Source organism: Inquilinus sp. CAU 1745 (genome assembly GCF_039839375.1).
Taxonomy (GTDB): domain Bacteria; phylum Pseudomonadota; class Alphaproteobacteria; order DSM-16000; family Inquilinaceae; genus JBDOQU01.
Map to the genome: position 1 here is coordinate 42546 of NZ_JBDOQU010000007.1, position 25324 is coordinate 67869.

27 protein-coding genes, 1 tRNA gene and 1 pseudogene are annotated in these 25324 nt (G+C 65.4%); 20 read left to right on the forward strand and 9 right to left on the reverse strand.

What is annotated here, in order from left to right:
• Nucleotides 1–33: 33 nt before the first annotated feature.
• Complete coding sequence (fabD, locus tag AAFN89_RS10270) at nt 34–969, reverse strand: ACP S-malonyltransferase (protein ID WP_347538705.1); 936 nt, start codon at nt 967–969, stop codon at nt 34–36.
• Between fabD and AAFN89_RS10275 the strand changes: the two genes are divergently transcribed.
• From AAFN89_RS10275 to AAFN89_RS10340, 14 genes are all read left to right on the forward strand, one after another.
• Complete coding sequence (locus AAFN89_RS10275) at nt 920–1108, forward strand: hypothetical protein (RefSeq protein WP_347539071.1); 189 nt, start codon at nt 920–922, stop codon at nt 1106–1108. The two genes, fabD and AAFN89_RS10275, sit on opposite strands and share 50 nt — an antisense overlap.
• A 41-nt stretch (nt 1109–1149) precedes the next feature.
• Nucleotides 1150–1755: a DUF4412 domain-containing protein gene (locus tag AAFN89_RS10280; RefSeq protein WP_347538707.1), complete on the forward strand. Its 606-nt coding sequence runs from the start codon at nt 1150–1152 to the stop codon at nt 1753–1755.
• A 185-nt stretch (nt 1756–1940) separates the two neighbouring features.
• The gene (gene rpsF / locus AAFN89_RS10285) at nt 1941–2405 is read left to right on the forward strand and encodes a 30S ribosomal protein S6 (RefSeq protein ID WP_347538709.1); all 465 of its coding nucleotides are present in this window, start codon (nt 1941–1943) and stop codon (nt 2403–2405) included.
• Entirely contained in the window at nt 2402–2641 is a 240-nt protein-coding gene (rpsR, locus tag AAFN89_RS10290; protein WP_347538710.1) for a 30S ribosomal protein S18, read from the forward strand. The genes rpsF and rpsR overlap by 4 nt, the downstream gene beginning before the upstream one ends.
• A 22-nt stretch (nt 2642–2663) precedes the next feature.
• Complete coding sequence (rplI, locus tag AAFN89_RS10295) at nt 2664–3242, forward strand: 50S ribosomal protein L9 (RefSeq protein WP_347538712.1); 579 nt, start codon at nt 2664–2666, stop codon at nt 3240–3242.
• 233 nt (nt 3243–3475) lie between these two features.
• Nucleotides 3476–4705, forward strand: coding sequence for a cyclopropane-fatty-acyl-phospholipid synthase family protein (locus AAFN89_RS10300; RefSeq protein ID WP_347538714.1), 1230 nt, complete (start codon nt 3476–3478; stop codon nt 4703–4705).
• Nucleotides 4706–4856: 151 nt separating this feature from the next.
• Nucleotides 4857–6332, forward strand: a complete 1476-nt coding sequence (locus AAFN89_RS10305) for a replicative DNA helicase (RefSeq protein WP_347538716.1) — start codon at nt 4857–4859, stop codon at nt 6330–6332.
• Nucleotides 6322–7464 carry an alanine racemase gene (gene alr, locus AAFN89_RS10310; protein ID WP_347538718.1) on the forward strand — a complete coding sequence of 381 codons (1143 nt, stop codon included), beginning with the start codon at nt 6322–6324 and terminating at the stop codon, nt 7462–7464. The genes AAFN89_RS10305 and alr overlap by 11 nt, the downstream gene beginning before the upstream one ends.
• Nucleotides 7461–8234 carry an ABC transporter permease gene (locus AAFN89_RS10315; protein ID WP_347538720.1) on the forward strand — a complete coding sequence of 258 codons (774 nt, stop codon included), beginning with the start codon at nt 7461–7463 and terminating at the stop codon, nt 8232–8234. The genes alr and AAFN89_RS10315 overlap by 4 nt, the downstream gene beginning before the upstream one ends.
• Nucleotides 8231–9007, forward strand: a complete 777-nt coding sequence (locus tag AAFN89_RS10320; protein WP_347538722.1) for an ATP-binding cassette domain-containing protein — start codon at nt 8231–8233, stop codon at nt 9005–9007. The genes AAFN89_RS10315 and AAFN89_RS10320 overlap by 4 nt, the downstream gene beginning before the upstream one ends.
• A gap of 40 nt (nt 9008–9047) precedes the next feature.
• Complete coding sequence (gene radA / locus AAFN89_RS10325; protein ID WP_347538724.1) at nt 9048–10448, forward strand: DNA repair protein RadA; 1401 nt, start codon at nt 9048–9050, stop codon at nt 10446–10448.
• A gap of 32 nt (nt 10449–10480) precedes the next feature.
• Nucleotides 10481–11182, forward strand: coding sequence for a CvpA family protein (locus AAFN89_RS10330; protein WP_347538726.1), 702 nt, complete (start codon nt 10481–10483; stop codon nt 11180–11182).
• A gap of 38 nt (nt 11183–11220) precedes the next feature.
• A complete protein-coding gene (gene purF / locus AAFN89_RS10335) occupies nt 11221–12705 on the forward strand; it encodes an amidophosphoribosyltransferase (protein ID WP_347538728.1) in 1485 nt (494 codons plus the stop codon).
• A 35-nt stretch (nt 12706–12740) separates the two neighbouring features.
• Nucleotides 12741–13484 carry an SDR family NAD(P)-dependent oxidoreductase gene (locus AAFN89_RS10340; RefSeq protein WP_347538730.1) on the forward strand — a complete coding sequence of 248 codons (744 nt, stop codon included), beginning with the start codon at nt 12741–12743 and terminating at the stop codon, nt 13482–13484.
• A gap of 18 nt (nt 13485–13502) precedes the next feature.
• On the opposite strand, the gene AAFN89_RS10345 is transcribed toward AAFN89_RS10340, so the two are convergent.
• From AAFN89_RS10345 to msrA, 3 genes are all read right to left on the reverse strand, one after another.
• Nucleotides 13503–14291 (reverse strand): DUF2182 domain-containing protein, encoded by a 789-nt coding sequence (locus AAFN89_RS10345; protein WP_347538732.1) that lies wholly within the window; start codon nt 14289–14291, stop codon nt 13503–13505.
• A gap of 15 nt (nt 14292–14306) precedes the next feature.
• Nucleotides 14307–14939 (reverse strand): DUF1326 domain-containing protein, encoded by a 633-nt coding sequence (locus AAFN89_RS10350; protein WP_347538734.1) that lies wholly within the window; start codon nt 14937–14939, stop codon nt 14307–14309.
• Between the two features lie 120 nt (nt 14940–15059).
• The gene (gene msrA, locus AAFN89_RS10355) at nt 15060–15713 is read right to left on the reverse strand and encodes a peptide-methionine (S)-S-oxide reductase MsrA (RefSeq protein WP_347538736.1); all 654 of its coding nucleotides are present in this window, start codon (nt 15711–15713) and stop codon (nt 15060–15062) included.
• A 157-nt stretch (nt 15714–15870) separates the two neighbouring features.
• On the opposite strand from msrA, the gene AAFN89_RS10360 reads away from it, so the two are divergent.
• On the forward strand, nt 15871–16119 hold the full coding sequence (locus AAFN89_RS10360) for a DUF2934 domain-containing protein (protein WP_347538738.1): 249 nt from the start codon (nt 15871–15873) through the stop codon (nt 16117–16119).
• Between the two features lie 32 nt (nt 16120–16151).
• Here AAFN89_RS10360 and AAFN89_RS10365 read toward each other — a convergent pair whose 3' ends face one another.
• The 3 genes from AAFN89_RS10365 to AAFN89_RS10375 form a co-directional block, all read right to left on the reverse strand.
• Entirely contained in the window at nt 16152–16547 is a 396-nt protein-coding gene (locus tag AAFN89_RS10365) for a PRC-barrel domain-containing protein (protein ID WP_347538740.1), read from the reverse strand.
• 123 nt (nt 16548–16670) lie between these two features.
• Complete coding sequence (locus tag AAFN89_RS10370; protein WP_347538742.1) at nt 16671–17360, reverse strand: RlmE family RNA methyltransferase; 690 nt, start codon at nt 17358–17360, stop codon at nt 16671–16673.
• Between the two features lie 27 nt (nt 17361–17387).
• On the reverse strand, nt 17388–18431 hold the full coding sequence (locus AAFN89_RS10375; RefSeq protein WP_347538744.1) for a Ppx/GppA phosphatase family protein: 1044 nt from the start codon (nt 18429–18431) through the stop codon (nt 17388–17390).
• A 156-nt stretch (nt 18432–18587) separates the two neighbouring features.
• On the opposite strand from AAFN89_RS10375, the gene AAFN89_RS10380 reads away from it, so the two are divergent.
• Nucleotides 18588–18661, forward strand: a tRNA-Gln gene (locus AAFN89_RS10380).
• A 123-nt stretch (nt 18662–18784) separates the two neighbouring features.
• Nucleotides 18785–20764: a site-specific integrase gene (locus AAFN89_RS10385; protein WP_347538746.1), complete on the forward strand. Its 1980-nt coding sequence runs from the start codon at nt 18785–18787 to the stop codon at nt 20762–20764.
• A gap of 226 nt (nt 20765–20990) precedes the next feature.
• Here AAFN89_RS10385 and AAFN89_RS10390 read toward each other — a convergent pair.
• Nucleotides 20991–21275 (reverse strand): annotated as a pseudogene (locus AAFN89_RS10390) (IS5/IS1182 family transposase); the annotation flags it as partial.
• Between the two features lie 243 nt (nt 21276–21518).
• Entirely contained in the window at nt 21519–22223 is a 705-nt protein-coding gene (locus AAFN89_RS10395; protein WP_347538748.1) for a FadR/GntR family transcriptional regulator, read from the reverse strand.
• A 198-nt stretch (nt 22224–22421) separates the two neighbouring features.
• On the opposite strand from AAFN89_RS10395, the gene AAFN89_RS10400 reads away from it, so the two are divergent.
• The 3 genes from AAFN89_RS10400 (at nt 22422) to AAFN89_RS10410 (ending at nt 25324) form a co-directional block, all read left to right on the forward strand.
• Nucleotides 22422–23657 (forward strand): mandelate racemase/muconate lactonizing enzyme family protein, encoded by a 1236-nt coding sequence (locus AAFN89_RS10400; protein ID WP_347538751.1) that lies wholly within the window; start codon nt 22422–22424, stop codon nt 23655–23657.
• 56 nt (nt 23658–23713) lie between these two features.
• Nucleotides 23714–24679 carry a tripartite tricarboxylate transporter substrate binding protein gene (locus AAFN89_RS10405; RefSeq protein ID WP_347538753.1) on the forward strand — a complete coding sequence of 322 codons (966 nt, stop codon included), beginning with the start codon at nt 23714–23716 and terminating at the stop codon, nt 24677–24679.
• Nucleotides 24680–24823: 144 nt separating this feature from the next.
• On the forward strand, nt 24824–25324 hold the full coding sequence (locus AAFN89_RS10410) for a tripartite tricarboxylate transporter TctB family protein (protein WP_347538755.1): 501 nt from the start codon (nt 24824–24826) through the stop codon (nt 25322–25324).

Here is a 25324-nt window from a genome sequence, read left to right on the forward strand (position 1 = left end):
TGGGGAATGCCTCTCTGGCTCGTTCGTAAGGGGTCAGCCGGCGAAGGCGTCAAGATCGGCCGGCCCGCCGATCGCGGAAGCCGAAAGGTCGCGGTCGATCCGGCGGGCCAGGCCCGACAGGACCTTGCCCGCCCCAACCTCGACCAGTTCGGTCACGCCCTGGGCCTTCATATAGAGAACGCTTTCCCGCCAACGGACGGCGCTGGTCACCTGTTCCACCAGCAGCCGCCTTATCTCCGACGGGTCGGTGACGGCCGACGCGGTGACGTTGGCGACCACGGGCACGGAAGGCGGGTGGATAGTGACATCGGCCAGCGCCGTCGCCATCGCCTGGGCGGCGGGCGCCATCAGGACGCAATGGAACGGTGCGCTGACCGGCAGCAGGATGGCGCGCTTCGCGCCCCTGTCCGACGCCAGCGCGATCGCGCGCTCCACGGCGGCCTTGTGCCCGCTGACCACCACCTGGCCCGGCGCGTTGTCGTTGGCCGCGGCGCAGACATCGCCTTCGGCGGCGGCCGCGGCGATCTCCCGCGCGGCGTCGACGTCCAGGCCCAGCAGGGCCGCCATCGCCCCCTCGCCCACCGGCACGGCCTTCTGCATCGCCCGGCCGCGATGGCGCAGCAGGCGCGCGGCGTCGGCGATGGAGAAGGCTCCGGCGGCGGCCAGCGCGGAATATTCGCCGAGCGAATGGCCGGCGACGAAGGCGGCCAGATCGGGAAGCTCCTTGCCCGTCCGCTCCCGCAGCACGCGGAAGGCGGCCAGCGAGACGGCCATCAGGGCCGGCTGCGCATTCTCGGTAAGCTGGAGGGTTTCCGGATCGCCGTCGAACATGAGCGCGGAGAGCTTTTCGCCCAACGCGTCATCGATTTCCTGGAACACGGCGCGGGCGGTGGCCGAGCTTTCGGCGAGGTCCTTGCCCATGCCGACGGCCTGGCTGCCTTGCCCCGGAAACACCAATGCCCGCGTCATCCGCGCCCTCACGCTTCTGGCGGCCCCGAAGAAGGCGGCCCTGAAAAAGGCGGCCAGTGATAGCGGCGTCGTCCTTGAAGTCAAGCATCGGCGGCCGCCGGCTTTCAACAATCGCGATGCGGATGCGCCCGTGATATAAGCGTCGCGCCCTTTCAGCCCCCTTCGAGGAGCCCCTCCCCCATGCGACGCCTTGCAGTAGCCGCCATCGCCCTCATGGCCTTTTCGGGGACGGAGGCCGAGGCCGATTCCCTGCCTCTCCCCACCGTCGATTACCAAGCGACCGCCCAGGTCGACGCGGCGGGGCAGAGCCATGAGGTGCAGATGCGCCATCATGAGGGACTGTTCATGATGGAGATGGATGCCGGCGGCCTGCCGGGGAAGGTGATCGTCGACCAGAATGCCGGCACCGGCGTCATGGTGATGACGGTCGAGGGCGCGACGATGGTCATGGACCTGCCCGCGAGCCAGATGGACATGGCGGCGGGATATGATTTCGGCGGCGCGGAGATCGAGAAGGCCGGCGACACCGAAACGGTGGCCGGAGAGGAGTGCGAGATCTACCGCATCGGCGACGGCAGCGGCGAAAGCCCGAACACCGGGACGGCCTGCATCACCGAGGATGGCATCCTGATGCGCCTGGACGCGATGCTGGAAAGCAACGCCAGCAGCAACATGGAGGTCCAGTCGCTGGAGCGCACGCCGCAGGATCCGTCGCTGTTCGCCGTTCCCGCCGGCGCGATGCGGATGCAGATGGACGACATGATGCAGGGCGCGCCGGGCAACTGAGCGGCCGACTGGTCTCCCGGCCAAAACGCCGCTTGCGCCGGGAACTTCTTTCGCTATAGTGCGCCGCTTCGTGAAAACGCTCCTTGCCGGCCCTGGCATTTCGGCCGGCTAGGCGCGGGCGGCTGACGGCCCGGTTTTCCGGCCCGCACAGCGCCGCGCTGCGGAACAGCCATAAGGAGTATCGGATGCCATATTATGAGTGCGTGTTCATCGCGCGCCAGGACGTTCCGTCCACCCAGGTCGAGGCGCTGACCGAGACCTTCACCAACATCCTTTCGGAGAATGGCGGCAAGGTCGCCAAGACCGAGTATTGGGGCCTGAAGAGCCTGGCCTACCGGATCAAGAAGAACCGGAAGGGCCACTACGTGCTGATGAATCTCGATGCGCCGCACCCGGCGGTGGCGGAGATGGAGCGTCAGATGGGCCTCAACGAGGATGTGCTGCGCAACCTGACCATTCGCGTTGACGAGCTTGAGGAAGGCCCGTCGGCAATGATGCAGAGCCGCGGCCGCGACGACCGCCGCGGTCCGCGCGATCGTGACGATCGCGGCCCCCGCGGGGATCGCGACGACCGGGGACCGCGAGGCGACCGTGGTGATCGCGGCGATCGTGGTGACCGTCCGGCTCAAGCCAAGGGAGATGAGGAATGAGCGCAGCCCCCGCACGCCGCCCGTTCTTCCGCCGGCGCAAGACCTGCCCGTTCTCGGGCGAGGGCGCCCCGAAGATCGACTACAAGGACATCAAGCTGATGGGTCGGTTCGTGTCCGAACGTGGCAAGATCGTCCCCAGCCGCATCACCGCGGTGTCCGCCAAGAAGCAGCGTGAGCTGGCCCGCGCCATCAAGCGCGCCCGCTTCCTCGGCCTGCTGCCTTACGTGCTGAAGTAAGGCCGGAGAAGGAGGAAGAATCATGGATATCATCCTGCTAGAGCGGGTCGAGAATCTGGGCCAGATGGGCGACCTGGTGAAGGTGCGGCCGGGCTACGCCCGCAATTACCTTCTGCCGACCCGGAAGGCGCTGCGCGCGACCAAGTCGAACCTGGCCTATTTCGAGAAGCAGAAGGCGCAGCTTGAGACGACCAATCTCAAGAAGCGCGAGGAGGCCGAGAAGGCCGGCGCCAAGATGGACGGCGTCCGCGTCATCCTGATCCGCCAGGCCGGTGACAGCGGCCAGCTCTACGGCTCCGTCTCCGCCCGCGACGTGGCGGAGAGCGTGACCGAGGAAGGCTTCACCGTCGATCGCGCCCAGGTCCAGATCGACCGGCCGATCAAGTCGCTCGGCCTGTTCGAGGTCCGCATCAACCTGCATCCGGAAGTGCATGTCACGGTCACCGTGAACGTCGCCCGGTCGAAGGACGAGGCGGAACTTCAGGCCCAGCACGGCGGCATGGTCACCCGGGACGACATGGAGGCCGAGGAGGCCGCCCAGTCCCAGGAGGCTGAAGCCGAAGCCGGCGAAGAGACGACCGAGGAAGAAACCGCCACCTGACGTCGACTGACAAGGGGGCGGCTTCTTTCCGGAAGCCGAATGGAAGGGGCGCGATCCGAGAGGGCCGCGCCCCTTTTTCGCGTCCGGACGCGGAACGCGAGCCCGTTCGCATTGTTTACAAGCACGGCGCGGCGATGATTAATATTAACCTTCGTCATGAGGAAGAGAGGGAAACCGGCTGATGCGGCCGGGAGATATCCCGATGGAGATCGTTTGAAGCGGGAGAGTGAGCGATGCTGTTGGATCGGATTCTCAACCCCATCATTCGGGAAGGCGGGTTCACCGTCATCGATTCGGATGGCCGGCGCCATGTCGTCGGCGACAAGGCGCACGCGGCGCAGATCGTCATCAGGCTTCACGACAAGGCCCTGGAACGGAAGCTGGCCCTTCACCCCCAACTGGCGCTGGGGGAAGCCTATATGGACGGCACGCTGACCTTCGAGAAGGGCGGCCTCTACGAGCTGATGGATCTGGTCGGCCGCAATTTCGGCGTCGCCGATCCGCTGCCGGGCGAGTCGCTGCGACGGTTCCTGGGCCGCGCGCTGCGCCGGCTGCAGCAATTCAACCCGATGAGCCGGTCCCAGCGCAACGTCGCCCACCATTACGACCTGAACGACAGGCTCTACAGCCTGTTCCTGGACGAAGACCGGCAGTATTCCTGCGCCTATTTCGAGCGGCCGGACGCGACGCTGGAGGAAGCCCAGCTCGCCAAGAAACGGCACATCGCGGCAAAACTGCTGCTGGAGCCGGGGCAAAAGGTGCTGGATATCGGCTCCGGCTGGGGCGGCATGGCGCTCTATCTGGCCGAGGCGGCGGATGTCGACGTCACCGGCATCACCCTGTCGAAGGAGCAGTTTGCGCTGTCCCAGAAGCGGTCGGCCGACGCCGGGCTGGGGAACAGGGTGCAGTTCAAGCTGGAGGATTATCGCGCCGAGCGGGGCCTCTACGACCGGATCGTCTCCGTCGGCATGTTCGAGCATGTCGGCGTGCCGCACTATGCCGCCTTCTTCGGCAAGATGCGGAACCTGCTGGCCGACAACGGCGTGGCGCTGCTGCACGCCATCGGCCGGTCCGACGGCCCCGGCGTCACCAACCCCTGGATCCGCAAATACATCTTCCCCGGCGGCTATGTCCCCGCCCTGTCGGAGGTCCTGCCGGCGATCGAGCGGGCGGGGCTGTGGGTGACGGATATCGAAATCCTGCGGCTCCACTACGCCGAAACACTGCGCCACTGGCGCGAGCGGTTCATGGCGCACTGGAGCGACGTGGCGGCGATCTATGACGAACGGTTCTGCCGGATGTGGGAGTTCTACCTGATCGGAAGCGAGATCACCTTCCGACATCGCGGGCACATGGTCTTCCAGATCCAGATCGCCAAGCGAGTCGATACGGTGCCGCTGACACGGGACTATGTGGGCGAATGGGAGCACCTGCTGAAGGAGAGGAGCGAACTGGCCGCCTGACAAAACGCTTCTGAAACGCCGCACAAAGCTTTGATATAAAAAATATATCCGGCTTATCCCCGCTTTTATCCCTTTTCGGTGCCGGGTTTCCACAGGGGGTCGGGAGCAATTCCCTCCCCTCCCGTCGGAGGGTTTTGCTAGGGTGTTCGGCATGGAACCCTCACGCGCCGAACCCTCGCTTCATCTCGTCTCGGACACCGCCTCAACCCCTTACCGCACCGTGCCCGCCAATGAAGAGGCGGAGATGGCGCTGCTGGGGGCGGTGCTGATCAACAACGAGGCGCTGGACCGCGTTTCGGACTTCCTGAAGCCAGAGCAGTTCTACTACCCCGCCCACGGCCGCATCTTCGCCGCGTGCCTCCGGCTGCGGGAGCAGCTTCGCGTCGCCGATCCGGTGACGCTGAAAGCCTATTTCGAACAGGATGGCGACCTTCAGAGCATCGGCGGAGCGCAGTATCTCGCCGACCTGGCCGGCGCCATCGTCTCGGTCCAGAACATCGACGACTACGCCCAGACGATCTTCGACCTGCATCTGCGGCGGCAGCTGATCGCGATCGGCGAGGAGACGGTCAACGATTCCTACAAGCACGATCTGGAGGTCAGCGCCGCCGACCAGATCCGCAACGCCGAGGAGAAGCTCTACACGCTCGCCAACGAAGGGGATTTCCGGAAGGATTACGAAGCCTTCGGCGCCATCCTGGACCGGGCGCTGGAGAGCGCGGGCCAGGCGCTCAACCGCGACACCAGCCTGACCGGCGCCACCACCGGGCTGATAGACATGGACCGGATGCTGGGCGGGTTGCAGAACAGCGACCTTGTCATCCTGGCCGCCCGCCCCTCCATGGGCAAGACGGCGCTGGCGACCAACATGGCGTTCAACGCCGCCCGCGCCTATGCCGAGACCGACGGCAAGGAGGGCGCGGTCGTCGCCTTCTTCTCGTTGGAGATGTCGTCCGAGCAGCTGGCCGTGCGTATCCTGTCCGACGAGGCGAAGATCGCGTCGGAGAAGATTCGCAAGGGCGAGATGAAGCGCAGCGACTTTCCCCGGCTGGTGGAGGCGGCACAGACCCTGCGACGGGTGCCGATCTTCGTCGACGACACGGCGGGCCTGACCATCACGGCGCTGCGCACCCGCGCCATGCGGCTGAAGCGGCAGCACAATCTGGGCATGATCGTCGTCGATTACCTGCAATTGATGCGGCCGAGCGGGACCGGCCGGTCTGACAACCGGGTCCAGGAAATCTCGGAGATCACGCGTGGCCTGAAGATGATCGCCAAGGACCTGAACGTGCCGGTGCTGGCGCTGTCCCAGCTTTCCCGCGCGGTCGAGCAACGGGAGGACAAGCGTCCCCAACTGGCCGACCTTCGCGAATCCGGCTCGATCGAGCAGGACGCCGACGTGGTCATGTTCATCTATCGGGAGGCCTACTACGTCTCCAAGCGCGAGCCGAACATGGACACGCCGGAACACGCCGAATGGCAGGCGGACATGGAGCGGGTCCACAATATGGCGGAAGTGATCATCGGCAAGCAGCGCCACGGCCCCACCGGCACCGTCCGGCTGCATTTCGAAGGCATGTTCACCCGCTTCTCCAATCTGGACACGGCCCACCACTTTGACGATTGAACCCTCGCCCGGCCTGAAGGGCGCGGGCGCGATCCTGACCATCGACCTGGGCGCGGTCGCCACCAATTACCGCCTGCTGAGGGAGAAGGCGGCCCCTGCGGAATGCGCCGCCGTGGTCAAGGCCGATGCCTACGGCCTGGGCATGGCGGAGGTCGCCCCTGCCCTGTGGACGGCGGGCGCGCGGCGGTTCTTCGTCGCCCATCTGGAGGAAGCCATCCGCCTGCGCGAAATTCTTGCGCAAGCCTCCATCGGCGTGCTGAACGGGCTGATGCCGGGGTGCGAGGATGAATACCGGCGGCGCGGGCTGATTCCGGTCCTGAACCATCTCGGCGGAATCGAACAATGGCGGGAGGCGGCGCGCGCCGCCGGAACGCCCCTGTCCGCCTATGTCCATCTGGATACCGGCATGAACCGGCTGGGGCTGGGGCCGAAGGAGACCGACCGGCTGGCCGGTTCGCCGGACCTGTTGGAAGGCATCGAGGTGGCGGCCTGGATGAGCCATCTGGTCTCCGCCGAAGAACCCGAGGCTTCGGTGAACGAAGCCCAGCGGCAGCGGTTCATCGACGCGCTGGCGCGGCTGCCGAAGGCGAAGGCGAGCCTCGCCAACTCGTCCGGCATCTTCCTGGGTCCAGGCTTCCATTTCGACATCGCCCGGCCCGGCTGCGCGCTCTACGGGATCAATCCCGCCCCCTACGGCCGGAATCCGATGGCGACGACGGTGCGGCTGGACGGGCACATCCTTCAGGTGCGGTCGATTGACAGGCCGTCTACCGTTGGATACGGTGCCACCCGTCAAGTGGCCAAAGGGGCCAAAATAGCAACAATCGCAGTAGGTTACGCCGACGGATATCAACGGCGCCTGAGCGATGTGGGGCGAGTGTGGCTGGGCGATCATCCGGCCCCTGTCGTGGGACGCGTGTCGATGGATTTGATGACCGTTGACGTGACCGGGCTGCCGGACAGCGTCGCCCATGCCGGCGCGACGGCCGAGATCATGGGGCCGCGCCGCACGCCGGACGAGGTGGCGGAAGAGGCCGGCACGATCGGCTATGAGATCCTGACCTCGCTGGGCCGGCGCTACGCCCGGCGCTATGTCGGTGGAAGCCCCTCTGCGGAAATGCGGGAACCATGAACTTCGTGGCGCCAATCGGGCGGACGTTCCTGGGCTTCCTCGCCGGCGTCGGCCGTCTCAGCCTGTTCACCGCCAACGCCGTGTCGCATTGCGTGCGGCCGCCGATCTATCCGCGCCTGCTGGGCCGGCAGATCGTCGATATCGGCTATTACTCGCTGCCGGTCGTCGGGCTGACCGCCCTGTTCACCGGCATGGTGCTGGCGCTGCAGAGCTATACCGGCTTCGCCCGGTTCAATGCCGAAAGCGCGGTGGCGACCGTCGTGGTGCTTTCCGTCACGCGGGAACTGGGGCCGGTGCTGGCCGGGCTGATGGTCGCCGGGCGCATCGGCGCGGCGATGGCGGCGGAGATCGGCACCATGCGGGTGACGGAGCAGATCGACGCGCTGACCACGCTGTCGACCAGCCCGATGAAGTACCTGGTGGCGCCCCGGCTGATCGCGGGGACGCTGATGCTGCCCTTCCTGGTGCTGGTCGCGGATTTGATCGGCGTCTTCGGCGGGTTCCTGATCGGCGTCTACAAGCTGGGCTTCAACTCCGCAGCCTACATCTCCTCCACCTGGGAATATCTGGAGCCGCTGGACGTGGTGTCCGGCCTGGTCAAGGCCGCCGTCTTCGGTTTCCTGATCGCGCTGATGGGCTGCTATCACGGCTATCATTCCCGCGGCGGTGCGCAGGGCGTGGGCGCCGCGACGACGGGGGCCGTCGTCTCAGCCTCGATCCTGATCCTGGTCTTCAACTACGGCATCACGGAGCTGTTCTTCGCGCGATGAGCACGACACCGAAGATCAAGCTGGACGGCGTGACCAAGAGCTTCGGCCTCAAGCAGGTGCTGCGGGGGCTGGATCTGGAGGTCGGCGCGGGGGAGAGCGTCGTCGTCATCGGCGGGTCGGGCACCGGAAAGTCTGTGATGCTGAAATGCGTCCTGGGGCTGATCCGCCCCGATTCCGGCAGCATCCGGATCGACGGCGAGAATGTCGTGGGCCTGAGCGGATCGGAGCGGGTCGAGCTGATGGGCCGGTTCGGCATGCTGTTCCAGAGCGCCGCCCTGTTCGACAGCCTGCCGGTCTGGGAGAACGTTGCCTTCGGCCTGATCCAGGGCCGGGGTGTGGCACGCGGCCGGGCGAAGGAGATCGCGCTGGAGAAGCTGGCCGCCGTCGGGCTGGGGCCGGAAGTCGGCGACCTGTCGCCGGCGGAGCTTTCCGGCGGCATGCAAAAGCGGGTCGGCCTCGCCCGCGCCATCGCGGCGGACCCCGAGATCATCTTCTTCGACGAACCGACCACCGGCCTGGACCCGATCATGGGCGACGTCATCAACGATCTGATCGTCAAATGCGTCCGCGAGCTGGGCGCGACGGCGCTGTCGATCACCCACGACATGGCGAGCGCCCGCAAGATCGCCGACCGGGTGGCGATGATCCATCAGGGCCGGATCGTCTGGAGCGGACCGGCCGGGGATATCGACGCCAGCGGCAACGATTATGTCGACCAGTTCGTCCATGGCCGCGCCGAAGGCCCGATCCAGATGCAGGTGCGGGCGTCGTGAGCCGACTCCCGCCGCCGCCCGGCGCAACGATGGCGGCCTGATGGCCCGCGCGACCTCCCGCTTCGTCTGCCAGGCCTGCGGCGCGGTGACGGCCAAATGGGCCGGCCGCTGCGATTCCTGCCAGGAATGGAACACCATCGTCGAGGAAGCCGTGCCCGACGCCGCGCCCAAGGGGCTGGGGTCGCGCGGCGGCAAGGCGCTGGAATTCGTGGGGCTGGATTCGGTGTCGCCCGACCAGCCGAGGCGGGCGAGCGGCATCGCGGAGTTCGACCGCGTGACCGGCGGCGGGCTGGTCCCCGGATCGGCGATCCTGATCGGCGGCGATCCCGGCATCGGCAAGTCCACCCTGCTGCTCCAGGTCGTCTGCCGCATGTCGGCGGAGACGCCCTGCGCCTACATATCCGGCGAGGAGGCGGTGGACCAGGTGCGGATGCGCGCGACCCGGCTGGGGCTGGGGGAGGCGCGGGTCCAACTGGCGGCCGCCACCAATGTCCGCGACATCGTGGCGACGCTGGACGTGCGCGACGGGCCCAGGGTCGTGGTCATCGATTCGATCCAGACCATGTATGTCGACGCGCTGGACAGCGCGCCCGGCACGGTCGCGCAGGTCCGCGCGTCGGCCGCGGAGCTGATCCGGGTCGCCAAGCGGCGTGGCATCTGCGTCCTGATGGTCGGGCACGTCACCAAGGAAGGCGCGATCGCCGGCCCGCGCGTGCTGGAGCACATGGTCGACGCCGTCATCTATTTCGAGGGCGAGCGAGGCCACCAGTTCCGCATCCTGCGCGGCGTCAAGAACCGCTTCGGCCCGACCGACGAGATCGGCGTCTTCGAGATGACGGAAGGCGGGCTGATGGAGGTCGCCAACCCGTCGGAGCTGTTCCTGGCGGAACGGCGAGGCGACGTTTCCGGCGCCTGCGTCTTCGCCGGGCTGGAGGGCACGCGGCCGGTGCTGGTGGAGATCCAGGCGCTGGTCGCCCCCTCCCCGCTGGGCACCCCGCGCCGCGCCGTCGTCGGCTGGGATTCCGCCCGGCTGGCGATGGTCCTGGCGGTGCTGGAAGCGCGCTGCGGCGTCGCGATCGGGGCCAACGACGTCTATCTGAACGTCGCCGGAGGCCTGCGGGTCACGGAGCCGGCAGCCGACCTTGCGGTCGCGGCGGCGCTGCTCTCCTCCCTGTCGGGGGAGCCGGTGCCCGCCGACACCGTGGTTTTCGGGGAGATCGGCCTGTCCGGGGAGATCCGGGCCGTCAGCCAGACGGAGACGCGGCTGAAGGAAGCGGCCAAGCTGGGATTCGCCAGCGCGATCATGCCCCGTCGGCGGGCGCGCAAGGGCCGGGCGATGGCGAACTTGAAGGACGGGCCGCTATTGCGCGAGATTGGGCATCTGGACGATTTGATTCCGTTGTTCGGGGACGCGGCTGAGCGATCCCGGCGCGACCGCTAGAGAACTGGAAGCGAGATTTGGATTCATTGCCCGTGAGCGCCGGCGACATCGCCGTGCTGGTGATCCTGCTGCTGTCGGCGCTTCTGGCCTTCATCCGCGGTTTCGTGCGGGAGGTGCTGTCGATCGCCGGCTGGGTCGGGGCCGCGCTGATCACGATCTACGCCTTTCCCAAGACAACCTGGTTCCTGCGGCAGTACATCACGATCGAGCTGCTGGCGGACCTCTTGACCGGCGTCGCCATCTTCGTGGTCACGCTGATCATCCTCTCCGCCATCAGCCACTATATCGCCAAGGGCGTGCGCGGATCGGCGGTCAACGCCGTGGACCGGTCGCTGGGATTCGTCTTCGGGCTGGCGCGCGGGGCCGTGCTGGTCTGTCTGGCCTATCTGCTGATCGTCTATTTCTACCCCACGCCGTCGGAGCGGCCGGAATGGGTGCAAGAAGCCAGGACCCAGCCCTGGCTGGAGCGCGGGGCCGACGCGCTGCGCGACATGGTGCCGGCAAGCACGCTGGAGGCCGGGACGGAGAGCCTGGACGCCGCGCGCGAACAGGTCGACCAGGGGGTCGAGGCGGTGGATACGCTGCAACGGCTGACCCGACCTTCCGACGGAGACGGACCTGCGCTTTCTACGCAACCCCAACTCCCGACAAATGACGGTGCGCCGGAGGACGAACCCAGCTATAACCAGCCGCAGCGGAACCAGCTGGACCGCCTGATCGAGAATTCACAGTAGCCGCTCCTGCCGATCGGAGCCGCGCATCCGGGTTCGGAATGCTCACGACAAACCCTTTTGAAGCGCCTGACTCCCCCTTCGACCCCGACGGCGACAAGCTGCGGGAGGAATGCGGGGTCTTCGGCATCTTCGGCCATGGCGAAGCCGCCGCGCTGACCGCTCTGGGCCTGCACGCCCTGCAGCATCGCGGGCAGGAGGCGTGCGGCATCGTCAGCTACGATGGCGAGCATTTCAACGCTCACCGGGCGCTGGGCCAGGTCGGCGACAATTTCTCCAGCGAGGCGGTGATGGCGCAGCTTGGCGGCCATGCCGCCATCGGCCACAACCGCTACGCCACGACGGGCGCGACGCTGCTGCGCAACGTCCAGCCCCTGTTCGCGGATTTCGAATTCGGCGGCTTCGCCATCGGCCATAACGGCAATCTGACCAACGCCTACCAGCTTCGCCGGCAACTGGTGCGGCGCGGCTGCCTGTTCCAGTCGACCACCGATACCGAGGTGATCGTCCATCTGATGGCGACCAGCCGGGGCGGCAGCGTGATCGACCGTATGGTCGAGGCGCTGCGCCAGATCGAGGGCGCCTATTCGGTGGTCGCGCTGGCCAAGGGCTGCGTGATCGGCATCCGCGACCCGCTGGGCGTGCGGCCGCTGGTGCTGGGCCGGCTGGGCGACGCGCATATGGTGGCGTCGGAGACCTGCGCGCTGGACATCGTGGGCGCGGAGTTCGTCCGCGACGTGAAACCCGGCGAGATGATCATCATCGACGAGAACGGCGTCACCAGCATGATGCCCTTCCAGCCGCACAAGAAGCGGTTCTGCGTCTTCGAGTATGTCTATTTCGCCCGGCCGGACAGCATGGTCGAGGGCGCGTCGGTCTATGAGGCGCGCAAGCGCATCGGCGCGGAGCTGGCGCGGGAAGCGCCGGCCGACGCGGACGTGGTCATCCCGGTACCCGACAGCGGCGTGCCCTCGGCCATCGGCTTCGCCGCGGAAAGCGGGATGCCGTTCGAGCTGGGGATCATCCGCAACCATTATGTCGGCCGCACCTTCATCGAGCCGACGGACCAGATCCGTCATCTGGGCGTCAAGCTGAAGCACAACGCCAACCGCGCGCTGATCGACGGGAAGAAGGTGGTTCTGGTCGATGATTCGATCGTCCGGGGCACCACGTCGCAGAAGATCGTCCAGATGGTCCGGCAGGCCGGCGCGAGGGAGGTCCATATGCGGATCTCCAGCCCCCCGACCGCCCATCCCTGCTTCTACGGCATCGACACGCCGGCGCAGGAGAAGCTGCTGGCGCACAATTATTCGGTGGAGGAGATGGCGAAGCTGATCGGCGTCGACAGCCTGGCCTTCATCACCATCGACGGCCTCTACCGCGCCATGGGCGAGACCGGCCGCGACGGGATGCAGCCGCAATATTGCGACGCCTGCTTCACCGGCGACTATCCGACGGCGCTGCCCGATAGGGGCGACGCCAGCCGCAAGGCGGAACTGACCTTCCTCGCCGAGCGGCGGGGCTGACCGCCCTTCCCTCTTCGCCTCCATCCAGGACCGTCATGACCGACAGCTCCTCCTCCCGTCGGCCCGGCAGCCGCCGACTCGAAGGCCGGATCGCCCTCGTCACCGGGGCGTCGCGCGGCATCGGCGCCGCCGTCGCCCGCCGCTACGCGGCCGAAGGCGCGCAACTGATTCTGGCGGCCCGGACGGTGGGCGCGCTCGAGGAGCTGGACGATGCCATCCGGGCAGAGGGCGCGGAGAAGGCGCTGCTGGTCCCGATGGATTTGTCCAAGCACGACCAGATCGACCTGCTGGGCCGGTCGATCTACGAACGGTACGGCCGGCTGGACGTGGTGGTGGGGAATGCCGGGCAGCTCGGCGCGCTGGGCCCGATCGCCTACAGCGCGACGAAGATGTGGAACACGGTCATGGACGTGAACCTGACCGCGAACTATCGGCTGATCCGCTCCGTCGACGCGCTGCTGCGGGCGTCGGATTCCGGCCGGGCGATCTTCGTCACGTCCGGCGTCGCGCGCGCCACCATCCCCTATTTCGGCCCCTACGCCGTCAGCAAGGCGGGGCTGGAGATGCTGGTCAAGCTCTACGCGGCGGAGACCGAGAAGACGAACATCCGGGTCAACATGATCGACCCCGGCATCGTCCGCACCAAGATGCGCGCACTCGGCTTCCCCGGTGAGGATGCCTCTCAACACCCGGCGCCGGAGGAGGTGACGGAGGCGTTCGTCAGGCTGGCCGAACCCACCTTCGATGAAACCGGGACGATCGTCGACGGGCGGGTATAGCTCCGTCCAGCGGCAGAATCAGAACGCCACGAGGAGCATCCACACGCCCAACGCGGCCAGGACGGCGCCGGCCCATCGTCCGACCCGGCGGCCGGCCGGCGCGGTCTTCTCCACGAGCACGAACCCGGCTATGGCGGCGATCCAGAGCAGGTTCATGACGCCGCCGACGAACAGCAGCGCCATCAGCGCCCAGCAGCAGCCGAGGCAATAGACGCCGTGCTCCACGCCCATGCGGATGGCGCCGCCCCTGCCCCGCCGCCAGCGCGTGGTGAGGAACTCCAGCGGCGACCGGCAATGGCGGAGACAGGAATCCTTCAGCGGCGTCCACTGATAGAGGCCCACGGCGATCAGGATCGCTCCGCCCACGCCGACGCCCACACCCGAAGTCATGGCCGAGACGCCCATCGCCGCCTCCGCCCCCCATTGCAGGGAGACGGCGGCCAGGGAGAAAGCAGACCAGACCAATAGATAGCCCAGGACGAAGTACGCCGCGGAAACAGCGGGCAGCCCCCGGCGCCTGTGCCCGCGATCGACGGCGGCGACCGCCAGGACCATGGGCGCGGCGCCGGGCAGCATCATCGCCGCCATCATCACCGTCCACATGACGAACATGAGGGCCGCATGGGAGGCCGACCACGCCATCGGTCCGGCCATGCCGACCATCCCGTCGCCCTCCATGCCGGAGGACGTCATCGCCCCGCCGCTGAGCAGGTAGGCCCAGGAAAGCAGGCAGACGAGGCCGAGACCGACGATGGTCATCGCCCGATCGTGGCGCAGGATGCGCTCCGCGATTCCGGCCGTCTCCATGCCGATGCGCCCTTCTCAGGCGGCGACCCCCTCCGGCGTCTGCCGGACATGGGTCAGCGAACTGTGCCCTTCGGGCACGTCGAAGCGGATGCCCCCGGTCGAAGATATCCAGGCCGAGGCGACCTCCGCCTCCCGATGCTCGAACCCCTCCGGCATCACCACCTGGATACGATGCGGCGCGCCGGTCACCGGGTTCTTGATCGGCTGGGTTTCAGTCTCCAGCACGCCGGGGACCGAGATGGCGGCCCGCCGCCCCTCACGGTCGAAGCGGAATTCGATGGGCGCGAAGATCGGGTCGAGCATGGTTTCCGTGATCACGCTCGTGATGTGGAAAAGCGTACCTTCCGCGGAATGCTCCCCCGACATGATGGCGAACAGCGCCTCCCGCTGCGATGGCGTCGCCCCCTCATCGACGATCGGCTGGACCGTCCCATGACCTTCGTGAAGCGGGCCCGGAAAATCGACCATGACGACGAACTTCACGCCGTCCAGCACGACGTCGCCGAAGCGTCCCTGGGTCACGTTCATCGCCAACAAGCCCCTGCACCAGCCCTGCGTCGGCCGGGCGTTGAAATCGCAGGGGCAGCCGAAAGCGCAACTGCAACTCTTGATCCATTCCCCCGCCAGCACCCAATCGATGCGCGTCATGGTCCGCCCTCCACCGCCTTTTACGGAAGGGATTCAGTAGATACCGGAGAAAGCGCGCCTTCAAGGCGGGGACATAATCCGAAAGACGTATGATTGCCGGTGATTCCGGATGATCCGGGCCTACTCCGCCGCCGCGCGGCCGGTCGGGCAGGAGATTCCGGTGCCGCCGAGGCCGCAATAGCCGGCGGGATTCCTGGCGAGATATTGCTGGTGGTCATCTTCCGCGAAATAGAAGGGCGGGGCATCCAGGATTTCCGTCGTCACCTCGCCGAGACCGCCGGCTGTGAGGGCGCGCCCATAGGTGTCCTTACTGCTTTCCGCCGCCCGGCGCTGGGCTTCGGAATGGACATAGATGCCGGACCGGTACTGCGTCCCGACATCGTTGCCCTGGCGCATCCCCTGCGTGGGATCGTGGCCTTCCCAGAACAGTTTGAGAATGTCCTCATAGCCGATCCTGGATGGATCGAAGACAACGCGGACCACCTCATTATGGCCGGTAAGCCCGGAGCAGACTTCCCGATAGGTCGGATTGGGCGTATGGCCGCCGGCATAGCCAACGGCCGTCACATGGATTCCGGGGATCTTCCAGAACATCCGCTCAGCGCCCCAGAAGCAGCCCATGCCGAAATCCGCGACCTCCATCCCCTTGGGATAGGGCGGTGTCAGCCTATGGCCGCTGACGAAATGGCCTTCGGGGACATCCATCGGCGTCGATCGGCCGGGCAGCGCCTCCTCCGGCGTCGGCATGGCAGGCTTCTTGAACATCGACCACATGGCGTCTGATCCTGAATCTGGGGCGGCTAGCCCTTGAATCTTTGGGTACATGGGACGGGAAATCAATGGCGGTCGCGATTTGTTGAAGGGCGGGGAACCACTCCGCGCCGCCGATATTGCCGTGGTTATCGATACGCCGAACCCATGGGAGGCCACCATGCCCAAGACGACAGGATACGAAGCCGCCGAATTCCAGACCTCACGCCCCGAACTGGACATTCCCGACCCGCCCATCGAGGACGGGCAGCCCTTGCAGATCGTCCCTTCCGACGGGCCGACCAGCAGCTTCGACGAGAACGAGATCCGCGCCCGCGCCTATGCGCTGTGGCAGGAGGAAGGGGAGCCTGAAGGCCGCGCCGACATCCATTGGGCGCAGGCGGAGAAGGAAATCAGGGGCGGCCCCTGACATCGGGCCGCCCTTCCTTCCTTAATCGCCGCTTACAGCCAGTAGGGCGGCACCTGGTAGTAATCGTGGACCTGCTGGCCCCAGCGGCGGTTGCTCCAGTCGAACTCATCGTCGGCCGAGCTTTCCGGCGCGCCGCGCAGCTGTTCCTCGGTCACGTCCAGTTCGTAGGCGTCCAGACTCTCATTGTATTCCAGCGACGCCCAGGGCAGCGCGTAATATTCCTTGCCCATGCCCATGAAGCCGCCGAAGGACATGACCGCATAGGCCACGCGGCCCGACCGCTTGTCGATCATCACCCGATGGATGGAGCCGATCTTGTCGCCGTTCGGCCGGCGGACGGAGGTGTGCTCCACCTTGTCGCTCGCGATCAGCCGCTCATTTTCCCGTTCCCCGCCAGCCGTGGCGGTGCCTGTATGCATCGATTGCATCTCGTATCTCCCTATTGGTCAGAGTGTACCCACTCAATAGGAAGAGACGGCCTGCGGTTCCGGAGCGGAGGCGAATTGACCGGAGACAATAGGGAGACATCCTGCGCCCCCACGAGAGAGAGATCAGCTTCCGCCGCGGAATCCCTGGGCGACGACGTAGGTTTCCGAAGAATCCGCGCGGCTGGCCGCGGGCTTGGCGTGGCGCACCTTCTCGAAATCCCGCTTCAGCGCGTCGAGCAGCGTCTTCTCCGCCCCGCCCTGGAACAGCTTTGCGACGAACGCGCCGCCGGGGGCCAGCACCTGGGCGGCGAAATCGTAAGCCGTCTCCGCCAGCGCCATGATCCGCAGATGGTCGGTCGCGGGGTGGCCGGTCGTCGGAGCCGCCATATCGCTCATCACCAGATCGGCCGGACCGTCCAGCGCGGCGCGCAGCCGGTCGGGCGCGTCGGGGTCGAGGAAATCCAATTCCAGGAACACCGCGCCCTCCATCGGGTCGATCGGCAGGTAGTCGATGCCCACGGCCTTGCCCGACGGGCCGATCCGGCCGAGCGCGATCTGCGTCCAGCCGCCGGGCGCGGCGCCGAGGTCGACGACCCGCAGCCCCTTGCGCAAAAGGTCGAACTTCTCGTCGAGTTGGAGCAGCTTGAACGCCGCGCGCGAACGGTAGCCCTGCTTCCGGGCCTCGGCCACGTACGGGTCGTTCAACTGCCGCTGGAGCCAGCGGGTGGAGGATTTGGAGCGCCGCTTGGCGGTCTTGACGCGGACGGTCAGCCCGCGGCCGGAAGGGCCGGCGCCGGACGGGGGGCGGGACATGGAAGCGTTCCTTTCAGGTCCGCCCGTTTACGGCAGGCGGGCGATCAGGTCCAGAAGGATCCCCTCCCGCACGCCCCGATCGGCGATCCGCAGCCGGCCGACGGGCCAGAGCCGGCAGATCGCCTCCAGGATGGCGCAGCCGGCGACCACCAGGTCCGCCCGGTCGCGTCCGATGCAGGGATGGGCGGCGCGGCCTTCATAATCCATCGCCCGAAGTTCGTCGCTGACCGACCGGGCGGCGGAGAAATCGAGAAAGGTGCCGTCGACGACGGAGCGGTCGTAGCGCGGCAGCTTCCGGAAGACGCCGGCCAGCGTGGTGACGGTGCCCGACGACCCCAGCATCTGCACCTCGCCCCGCGCGACCCGCGCTGCGATGCCGCGCCGCGCCTCCAGGGGCGCCATGCGCTCCAGCGCGTCGGCGACCATCGCCTCATAAGCCTCGGCCGAGACGGCGTCCCCGCCATGGCGTTCGGACAGGGTGACGACGCCGAGCGGCAGACTGACCGATTCGATGAGCCGGGACGGCCGGCCGCCGCATGAAACCGCCAGCCACATCAGCTCCGTCGACCCCCCGCCGATATCGAAGACCAGCGCATGGCTGACCCGGGGGTCGAGCAGCGGCGCGCAGCCGGCCAGCGCGAGGCGCGCCTCCTCCTCCGCCGATATCATCTCCAACGTCACGCCGGTCTCATCCCGGACCCGCTCCTGGAACTGGAGGAAATTTCCCGCCCGCCGGCAGGCCTCGGTCGCCACCGCGCGGTTCAGCGCCACCCGGCGGCGGGCCATCTTCCCCGCACAGACGCGCAGCGCGGCGATGGTACGATCGACCGCGCCGTCACAAAGCAGGCCGGTCCGGCCCACCCCTTCCCCCAGCCGGACGATGCGGCTGAAGGCGTCGATGACGCGGAAGCCGCCCGGCGCGGGCCGGGCGACGAGAAGGCGGCAATTGTTGGTGCCGAGATCGATGGCCGCGACGGCCGGCGGCGGCTGGTAATCAGCGCGGCGGTCATGGCGAGGCGCGGGCCTGAAACCCGTCTCCCGCCGCTGCTCGACCCCCGGAATCTCCGTCACGCGCTGTCCTCTGGCCGCCTCGACCGCTCATTTCGACAGGATAATGGTAGCCACCCCGACTCCCCCCGCCAAGGCCCTCGCGGGGCAAGCGCAAAAAACGTTCAACGAAAGGGTTAACAAGCCCGGATCACTGTGATATTCACCCGCCACCTTCGCTGGGGGATCGTCTAGCGGTAGGACTACGGACTCTGACTCCGTCAACCCTGGTTCGAATCCAGGTCCCCCAGCCAGGTTTCCCGCTTTTCCAATGATATCAACCGGTTCGGTCTCGCCCATCCGGGCGGCCGATCGGACTGTGACGTCAAGATGTGACGTCGACCCGTCGCCCGCCCCCTCATGGAGGCGCGCCCGCGATGGCGACGCAGACCCATCTGGCCCGGCGCGGCCGGACCTATTACTGGCGCCGCGCCCTGCCCCGCGCGCTCGCGGAAAAAACCGGCCGCCGCGAACTCCGGCTGTCCCTGCGAACCCATATGGTCGATGGCGCCCGTTACCGAGCCCGTCGGCTCAGCGCGATCGCCGACATCCTGTTCCCGGTCGCAATGGACGCCATGGCCAGCCAAACCTCCCTGCCCTCCGAAACCGTCGCCCGTTTGATGGCCGACATCCTGCGCCATGAGCTCGACGCCGCCGACGGCTTCCGCGCGGCCGAGCCGCCGCGTGCGCCCGACGAGGCCGAGTGGGCCTCCAGGTTCAGCCTGCTCGCGCGCAAGGGCTGGCTCGACGCGCTGGCGACCAACAATCACGACCAGATCGCCTACATCGTCGCCGACGGGCTCGAGCGGCACGGCCTCGAGGTCGATCCGGACAGCGCCGCCTTCGCCCGGCTCTGCCGCCGCGCCCTGCGCGTCATGGCCAGAGCCGAGACGGTCAACGCCCTGCGCGAGCTCGGGGTCTATCTCGAGGATGACGCGGACGTCGATCTGACGCCGGCGTGGCAGCCGGGCTCCGCCGAAGCCGATCTTCCGGCAGCCGCAACCCCTCCCGCCGCGCCCCGTGCCGATACTGCGCCGGCCGCGGCAGTTGGGGGTGCGACGCCCGAGCCCCAACCCGAAACCGACCCTCGGACCGCCGCGGAGCCGTCCGCCGAGCCGGAACCTACCGGCCCGATCGACTCGCCGGACCACGGGCGACCGTTCAGCGTCGTCTGGGCCGAATTTCTGAAGATCAAGCTGAAGGGTGACTGGAAACCAGGCACGGGCAAGGATGCGCAGCGTTCGGCCGACCTGTTCACCAGCATCATCGGCGACAAGCCATTGGATGAGATCACCCAGGCCGATGCCAGGCGGTTCCGCCTGGTCCTGGACGAGATGCCCGATCTCCACGGCCGCTCGATCTTCAAGGGTCTGAAGCCGAGCGCCGCGATCAAACGGTTGCAGGAGGAGAACGCCCGGGTGTTCGCCGCCGTCAACGCCGATCTGCTCGGCGGCGAGATCGATGAGGAAACCGCCGCGGCGCGCATCGCGGAGAAGAGCTTCACGACAATGGCGCCCAAGACCGTCAACAAGCATCTCGATCTCGTCGGCCAGCTGTTCAAGTGGGGCGAAACCAGGCAGTTCTGGCCGGTGAGGAACTATTTCGGCGGGCAGCGCTATTCCAGGAGGACACTCGACGCGACCGAGAAGCCGCGCCTCGCGCTCGAGCCGGAGGAGATGAAGGCGCTGTTCGAGACGCCGCTGTTCACCGGCTCGCATCATCATTTCCGGCACCGGCCCGGCGACAAGCCGCACAAGGACGCGTTCTACTGGGCGCCGCTGATCATGGCGCATCAGGGCATGCGTCTCGAGGAGGCATGCCAGTTGCACATTGTCGACATAGAGCAGATCGACGGCGTCTGGTGCATCCTCGTGCAGAAGGGTGTCGAGCGGAATCTCAAGACCCGCTCCGCCGCCCGGGTGCTACCGATCCACTCGAACCTGATCCGGCTGGGGCTGATCGACCGCTGGCGCGAGTTCAAGGCAAGGGGCGAGAAACGCCTGTTCCCGGAACTCAAGCGCGACAAGCACCACCAGCGCCTCGGCACCGCCATCACCAAGAAGTGGACCGAGTACCGGAAAAACCTCGGCATCTACCAGCTCCGCAAGGACGGCCACAGCCTGCGCCACAGCTTCGACACGCTGCTAATCAACGCCGACGTGCCGACCGTGCGGGTCGCGGAACTCCTTGGCCACAAGCGCGAGGGCGAGACCGAGGGCCGCTACTACAAGGGAGCCACACTTGCCAGGCTGCAAGAGGCGGTCGAGAAGCTGCAGTTCGGACTGAACTTCGTGGAGATTGACGGCGAGTGGCGGATTGCCTGCTCAGCAACGACGGAGATCCTCGCCGCGGCATGATCATGAACGACCCCAGACTCAGCCTTCTGATCCGTAGGTAGACGTTCGGTCGCTTCAGATCTCTTGGAAGTGGCGGAATTCCGCCATTTTTGAGAGAACCACTTCCCACTTTTCAACGAAAAATCGGATCGTTTCAGATCAAAGGATTATCGGCTGGGGTGGAAAGTGGTTTTGGCTGATCCGTAGGGTGATGCAGAGATCCGATAGAAGGCTGCACTCTGTCGCCAGCTCCGAGCCGCTCTTGGCCCATGCGCTGGCGCCAGCGGGTCAGCGATGAGCGGTCGAACGGAAGCTCGTGCCGGAAGAACTCCTCGCCGCAGAACAGCTGGCGCGTCGGCAGGGGCGGGTGTCCCGGCGCGTCCGTGTGGACTGCCCCAAACCGCTCCTTCAGGAAGCGCCAGTCGATCGCCTCCGCCAGCTTCGCCAGCGGGTGCTCAAGGCCGACGATCTGGTCGAGCCGTGCCCGGAACAGGTCGCTCTGCCCGCTCTCCCGTCGTTCCTTTGGTCGCATGAAATGCCCCCCATCGCCGTCCCGATAGGACGATGAAATCACGACCAGCAGCGCAAATCAATTTGCAAGGAAACCGACGTCAAACACGCCCAATCCGGCAAATGAGAATACTTGCCCCGAACCAAAATACTCGCTCAATCAGGAGGTTGGCTGTTTTTCACGGACGACTCGCTAGCCTCCCGGGCGCGGGCTATAGATCATCCTACGCAAGAGCGTTGTAGTAGTGTTCGCCGCACCTTCCCGTCAGCGGCCGAAGAGGCGGTCGATCCCAGCCTCAATATGTACGCGCATGGCTTCACGAGCCGCTTCGGGATCTCCTGATTGAATTGCCCGCAGAATTCTGTCGTGCTCCCTGGCGACGCGCTTCGACGAATGGTGGCCGGGTATATTGCGCAGTTGCCTGCTGAGATCGTGGCCGAACTTGATCTGACGGCGTAGCGCTCTAAGGGTCATGCCGTAATAGCAGTTTTTAGATGCCGCAGCGACGGCCATATGGAACGCGAAATCGGCATCGAAGCTGTTTTCGCCATGCCTGCCTCCATTAAGGATCTTGGCTGCGGCCTCCTCTATTCTTGCGATCAGCACGCCGTCCTTGGCCCGGGCCGCCAGCATTGACGCTTCGCATTCCAGAACGCACCGGAATCGAAAACAATCCTCAATATCGGACAGGCTTTGTAGCGGCCCATAAGCGGAGTTTTCCTCCATCTGGCCCAGCGTGACATAATTTCCCGATCCCCGCCGCGAAACAACCAGGCCATCTTCCCTTAGCATCGCCAACGCTTGGCGCAGTACAGGGCGGGAGACGCCGATGTCTCTTGCGAGCTCAATCTCGCCCGGCAGTTTGCCGCCATCTTCCCACTGATGCCGGTCGATCAGCGCACGAAGCTTGCGGCAAGCGTAATCGGCAAGCCTGATTTCGCCCGCCTCGGCGTGTCTTCCTGTTGTCATTGGTGCCCCTCATCCATTGTCACGCAGCATGTCATCATTTCTAGAAGTTGTCCATATTAGTAATATCGAAGCGTCGATCAAAGCAATAAAATATTGAAATATCTGGATAAATTATAATAGTTTCAATCATGAAATACATATATTGACACGATAAATTCAAACGTGAATGCTGTTTGTCGAATGGTGAGGGGCGCGGGAATGGTCATTACCGGCATCGAAACGATCCGGCTCGAGGAGTTCAGCAACCTCGTCTGGGTGCGCTTGCACACCGACGAAGGGCTGATCGGTCTTGGCGAAACTTTCCGGAATCCCGAGGCGATTACGACATATGTCCATGAAACCTGCGCGCCTTTCCTACTCGGCAAGGACCCCATGTGCCGAGGGGCGCTGAGCCAAAGCATCGCCCAGGATATCGGAAACCATTTCAGCGGTTTCCCTACGCGCAGTGTGGAAGTTCGAGGCAACTCGGCGGTGGATATTGCCCTGTGGGATCTCTGGGGGCAGGCGCTGAACGCACCTATCCATGCGTTGCTGGGCGGCAAGATGCGGGACCGGATCCGCATTTACAATACCTGCGCCAACAGCGCCTACAACAATAGGGTCAGGCAAGACTACAACTCGCAAATCTATACACGCGAACAGCGTCCTGCGGGAGAAATCGGCAGGCACGAAGATCTCCTGCTGCAGGTCCACGAGCCGGCACGCCTCGCTCAAGAACTCCTCGATGAGGGGATCACGGCCATGAAGATCTGGCCGTTCGACATTCACGCTCTTCGAAATAGAGGCGAGACTATCAGCAGCGCTGAACTGAAGGAGGCGCTGTGGCCGATCGAACAGATCAGGTCGGCGGTCGGAGACGCCATGGAGATCATGATCGAGTATCATGGGCTGTGGCGGCTGCCGGCGGCGCTCATTATCGCCAAGGCGCTGGAAGATCATTCGATCTACTGGCACGAAGATCCGATCGCCCTCGATAATTTCGAGGATCTCTCGCGTTACAAGGACAGGGTGTCGGCCCGGGTGGCGGCCAGCGAGAACCTCGGCACCGTCCCTTGGTATCGCGAGACCTTCCGGCGCGGCGCTGTCGACGTCGCGAATTTCGATATGGCCTGGGTCGGCGGGCTCTCCGAAGGCGTCCGGGTAGCGAACCTAGCGCATGCCTTCGACCGGACCATCGCGCCTCATGATTGCACAGGGCCTGTGACGCTGCTGGCCAATGTTCATCTGCTGGCGAGCGCGCCTAATTCCCTGATTACCGAGACCGTGCGCTCACACATCGCCGGCTTCTATCGGGAGGTCATGACTGATCTGCCAATTGTCGAAGACGGCTACATCCATCCTACGACGAAGCCGGGCCTCGGCGCGGCTTTGAACGAGGACGTTCTCGCCCGCGGGGACCTGCAGCGCAGGGTCACGGGGCGATGCGCCGACTAGCCTTGAGTTCAGGTTAGACATCCCGTTCGAGGGACAACATCAGATGGGAGGACAAGATGAAAATCAAACTGCTGAACAGGTCTCGCTCAATCGTCGCCGGTGTCGTTGCAACCGCCGCAGGTCTGGGGATCGGAGCGGCCCAGGCTCAGGATTTTCCGAGCAAGGATATCGAGGTGATAGTCCCATACTCGGCCGGCGGCGGGACGGACAATTTTGTCCGCGCGCTTGAGCCATCCCTGGAAGAGGCCCTGGGTACCAACATCATCGTCAGGAACGTCACTGGCGGCGGTGGGGCCGTAGGGCTGATGCAGGCCTTGGCGGCTGAACCGGACGGCTACACGGTGACGATTCCGAACAATGCTTTGTACACGCTCCAGGGCCTGGGCAATGTCGACTTCGAGTATGAGGATTTCGACTACATTGCCCGGATCACCACCGAGCCGTACGTCCTGGTGGTCCGCAACATCGAAGGATGGGAAGATCTCGAAAGCTTCGTGGAATCCGCAACAACGGGTTCCAATCAAGTGAAGCTCGGATTCGCCGGCGTTGGCTCATCGTCGCACATCATGACCATGGCGGTTGCCGACGCACTCGGGATCGAGCCGAGTTTCGTACCCTACGACGGAGGTTCCACTGCGGTGGCGGCGGCGATGGGCGGACACATCGATGGTGTGGTCTTGTCTCCATCGGATGTGGTTTCGGCCGTCGAGGGGGACACCCTTCATACCTTGGCCACCACCGGAGACAGTTCTCTTCTCCCCGGTACTCCGACCTTCGCCAGTGCTGGATACGACCTGACGGCGCATCAGTGGCGCGGCATTGGAACGCCTGCCGGCCTCGATGAGTCCGTCAAGGCAGTCTGGGTAGAGGCGCTCAAGGAAGCTGTTGAGGACGAAAGCTTCCAAGCTGCAATCCAGAATTTGGGCTCCGAGGTTGCGCCGCTATACGGCGAGGAACTTAAAGCGTTCGTCGATGAGATGGCGGATCTGATGATCCCGCTTGCCGAACAGGTCAAGCAATAGGCCGGATACGGGCGTGGTTTCTGTATTTATCGGTGTGGTGACTTGATGGCTGCGTATCATATGCTCAGCCGGTGGATTGGCCGGGCATATGATTCGCGCACTATGCTTCGTAGTAAAACTATTCCGAAGTAAATGGAGCTCTGCATGGCGTTCGTACCTGGAAAGATCCTCTTCGATCTTGTGCTTCTTGCCCTTGCGGCGCTTGCGCTAAATGCAGCCCTTCAATTGCCGGCCGGAACCGGCATGCTGTCGTCGGGATCGTTTCCCTCCGCCATCCTATGGCTGGGGATGGGGCTGATGGTCATCGTGCTGTTCAGGGATGTGCTGGATGTGCGGAAAAAGGTGTCGGAAGACAAGGCGGGGCCGAAAAAGGATTTCAGAAAGAGAACGGCAATTTGCCTTGCGTTGATGGCGGCGGAACTTGTGATCTACATAGTCAGCTTCGAGGCCATTGGTTTTCTTGTCGGAACGATATTTTTTCTGATTTTCGGATATCTCACCTGTGGAATCCTGCTGAATTCCAGAGGAAGCCTAGGCCGGGCGCATACCGGCAAGATGATAGGAACCTCAGTCATCGTCGCGGTATCCATCTCGATCGTCTGTTATTTCCTTTTCACCCGGCTTTTCGGGCTGGCGCTCCCCTGA

Bases quoted from the DNA above. Each gene is read 5' to 3' on its own strand.
- rpsR (WP_347538710.1), top strand. From the start codon at position 2,402: ATGAGCGCAGCCCCCGCACGCCGCCCGTTCTTCCGCCGGCGCAAGACC.
- AAFN89_RS10350 (WP_347538734.1), bottom strand. From the start codon at position 14,939: ATGACGCGCATCGATTGGGTGCTGGCGGGGGAATGGATCAAGAGTTGC.
- purF (WP_347538728.1), top strand. From the start codon at position 11,221: ATGCTCACGACAAACCCTTTTGAAGCGCCTGACTCCCCCTTCGACCCC.
- AAFN89_RS10400 (WP_347538751.1), top strand. From the start codon at position 22,422: ATGGTCATTACCGGCATCGAAACGATCCGGCTCGAGGAGTTCAGCAAC.
- AAFN89_RS10315 (WP_347538720.1), top strand. From the start codon at position 7,461: ATGAACTTCGTGGCGCCAATCGGGCGGACGTTCCTGGGCTTCCTCGCC.
- AAFN89_RS10405 (WP_347538753.1), top strand. From the start codon at position 23,714: ATGAAAATCAAACTGCTGAACAGGTCTCGCTCAATCGTCGCCGGTGTC.
- rpsF (WP_347538709.1), top strand. From the start codon at position 1,941: ATGCCATATTATGAGTGCGTGTTCATCGCGCGCCAGGACGTTCCGTCC.
- AAFN89_RS10320 (WP_347538722.1), top strand. From the start codon at position 8,231: ATGAGCACGACACCGAAGATCAAGCTGGACGGCGTGACCAAGAGCTTC.
- AAFN89_RS10305 (WP_347538716.1), top strand. From the start codon at position 4,857: ATGGAACCCTCACGCGCCGAACCCTCGCTTCATCTCGTCTCGGACACC.
- AAFN89_RS10360 (WP_347538738.1), top strand. From the start codon at position 15,871: ATGCCCAAGACGACAGGATACGAAGCCGCCGAATTCCAGACCTCACGC.
- AAFN89_RS10345 (WP_347538732.1), bottom strand. From the start codon at position 14,291: ATGGAGACGGCCGGAATCGCGGAGCGCATCCTGCGCCACGATCGGGCG.
- AAFN89_RS10340 (WP_347538730.1), top strand. From the start codon at position 12,741: ATGACCGACAGCTCCTCCTCCCGTCGGCCCGGCAGCCGCCGACTCGAA.
- AAFN89_RS10280 (WP_347538707.1), top strand. From the start codon at position 1,150: ATGCGACGCCTTGCAGTAGCCGCCATCGCCCTCATGGCCTTTTCGGGG.
- AAFN89_RS10395 (WP_347538748.1), bottom strand. From the start codon at position 22,223: ATGACAACAGGAAGACACGCCGAGGCGGGCGAAATCAGGCTTGCCGAT.
- AAFN89_RS10385 (WP_347538746.1), top strand. From the start codon at position 18,785: ATGGCGACGCAGACCCATCTGGCCCGGCGCGGCCGGACCTATTACTGG.
- AAFN89_RS10410 (WP_347538755.1), top strand. From the start codon at position 24,824: ATGGCGTTCGTACCTGGAAAGATCCTCTTCGATCTTGTGCTTCTTGCC.
- AAFN89_RS10365 (WP_347538740.1), bottom strand. From the start codon at position 16,547: ATGCAATCGATGCATACAGGCACCGCCACGGCTGGCGGGGAACGGGAA.
- AAFN89_RS10370 (WP_347538742.1), bottom strand. From the start codon at position 17,360: ATGTCCCGCCCCCCGTCCGGCGCCGGCCCTTCCGGCCGCGGGCTGACC.
- AAFN89_RS10300 (WP_347538714.1), top strand. From the start codon at position 3,476: ATGCTGTTGGATCGGATTCTCAACCCCATCATTCGGGAAGGCGGGTTC.
- rplI (WP_347538712.1), top strand. From the start codon at position 2,664: ATGGATATCATCCTGCTAGAGCGGGTCGAGAATCTGGGCCAGATGGGC.
- msrA (WP_347538736.1), bottom strand. From the start codon at position 15,713: ATGTGGTCGATGTTCAAGAAGCCTGCCATGCCGACGCCGGAGGAGGCG.
- AAFN89_RS10275 (WP_347539071.1), top strand. From the start codon at position 920: ATGCCGACGGCCTGGCTGCCTTGCCCCGGAAACACCAATGCCCGCGTC.
- radA (WP_347538724.1), top strand. From the start codon at position 9,048: ATGGCCCGCGCGACCTCCCGCTTCGTCTGCCAGGCCTGCGGCGCGGTG.
- fabD (WP_347538705.1), bottom strand. From the start codon at position 969: ATGACGCGGGCATTGGTGTTTCCGGGGCAAGGCAGCCAGGCCGTCGGC.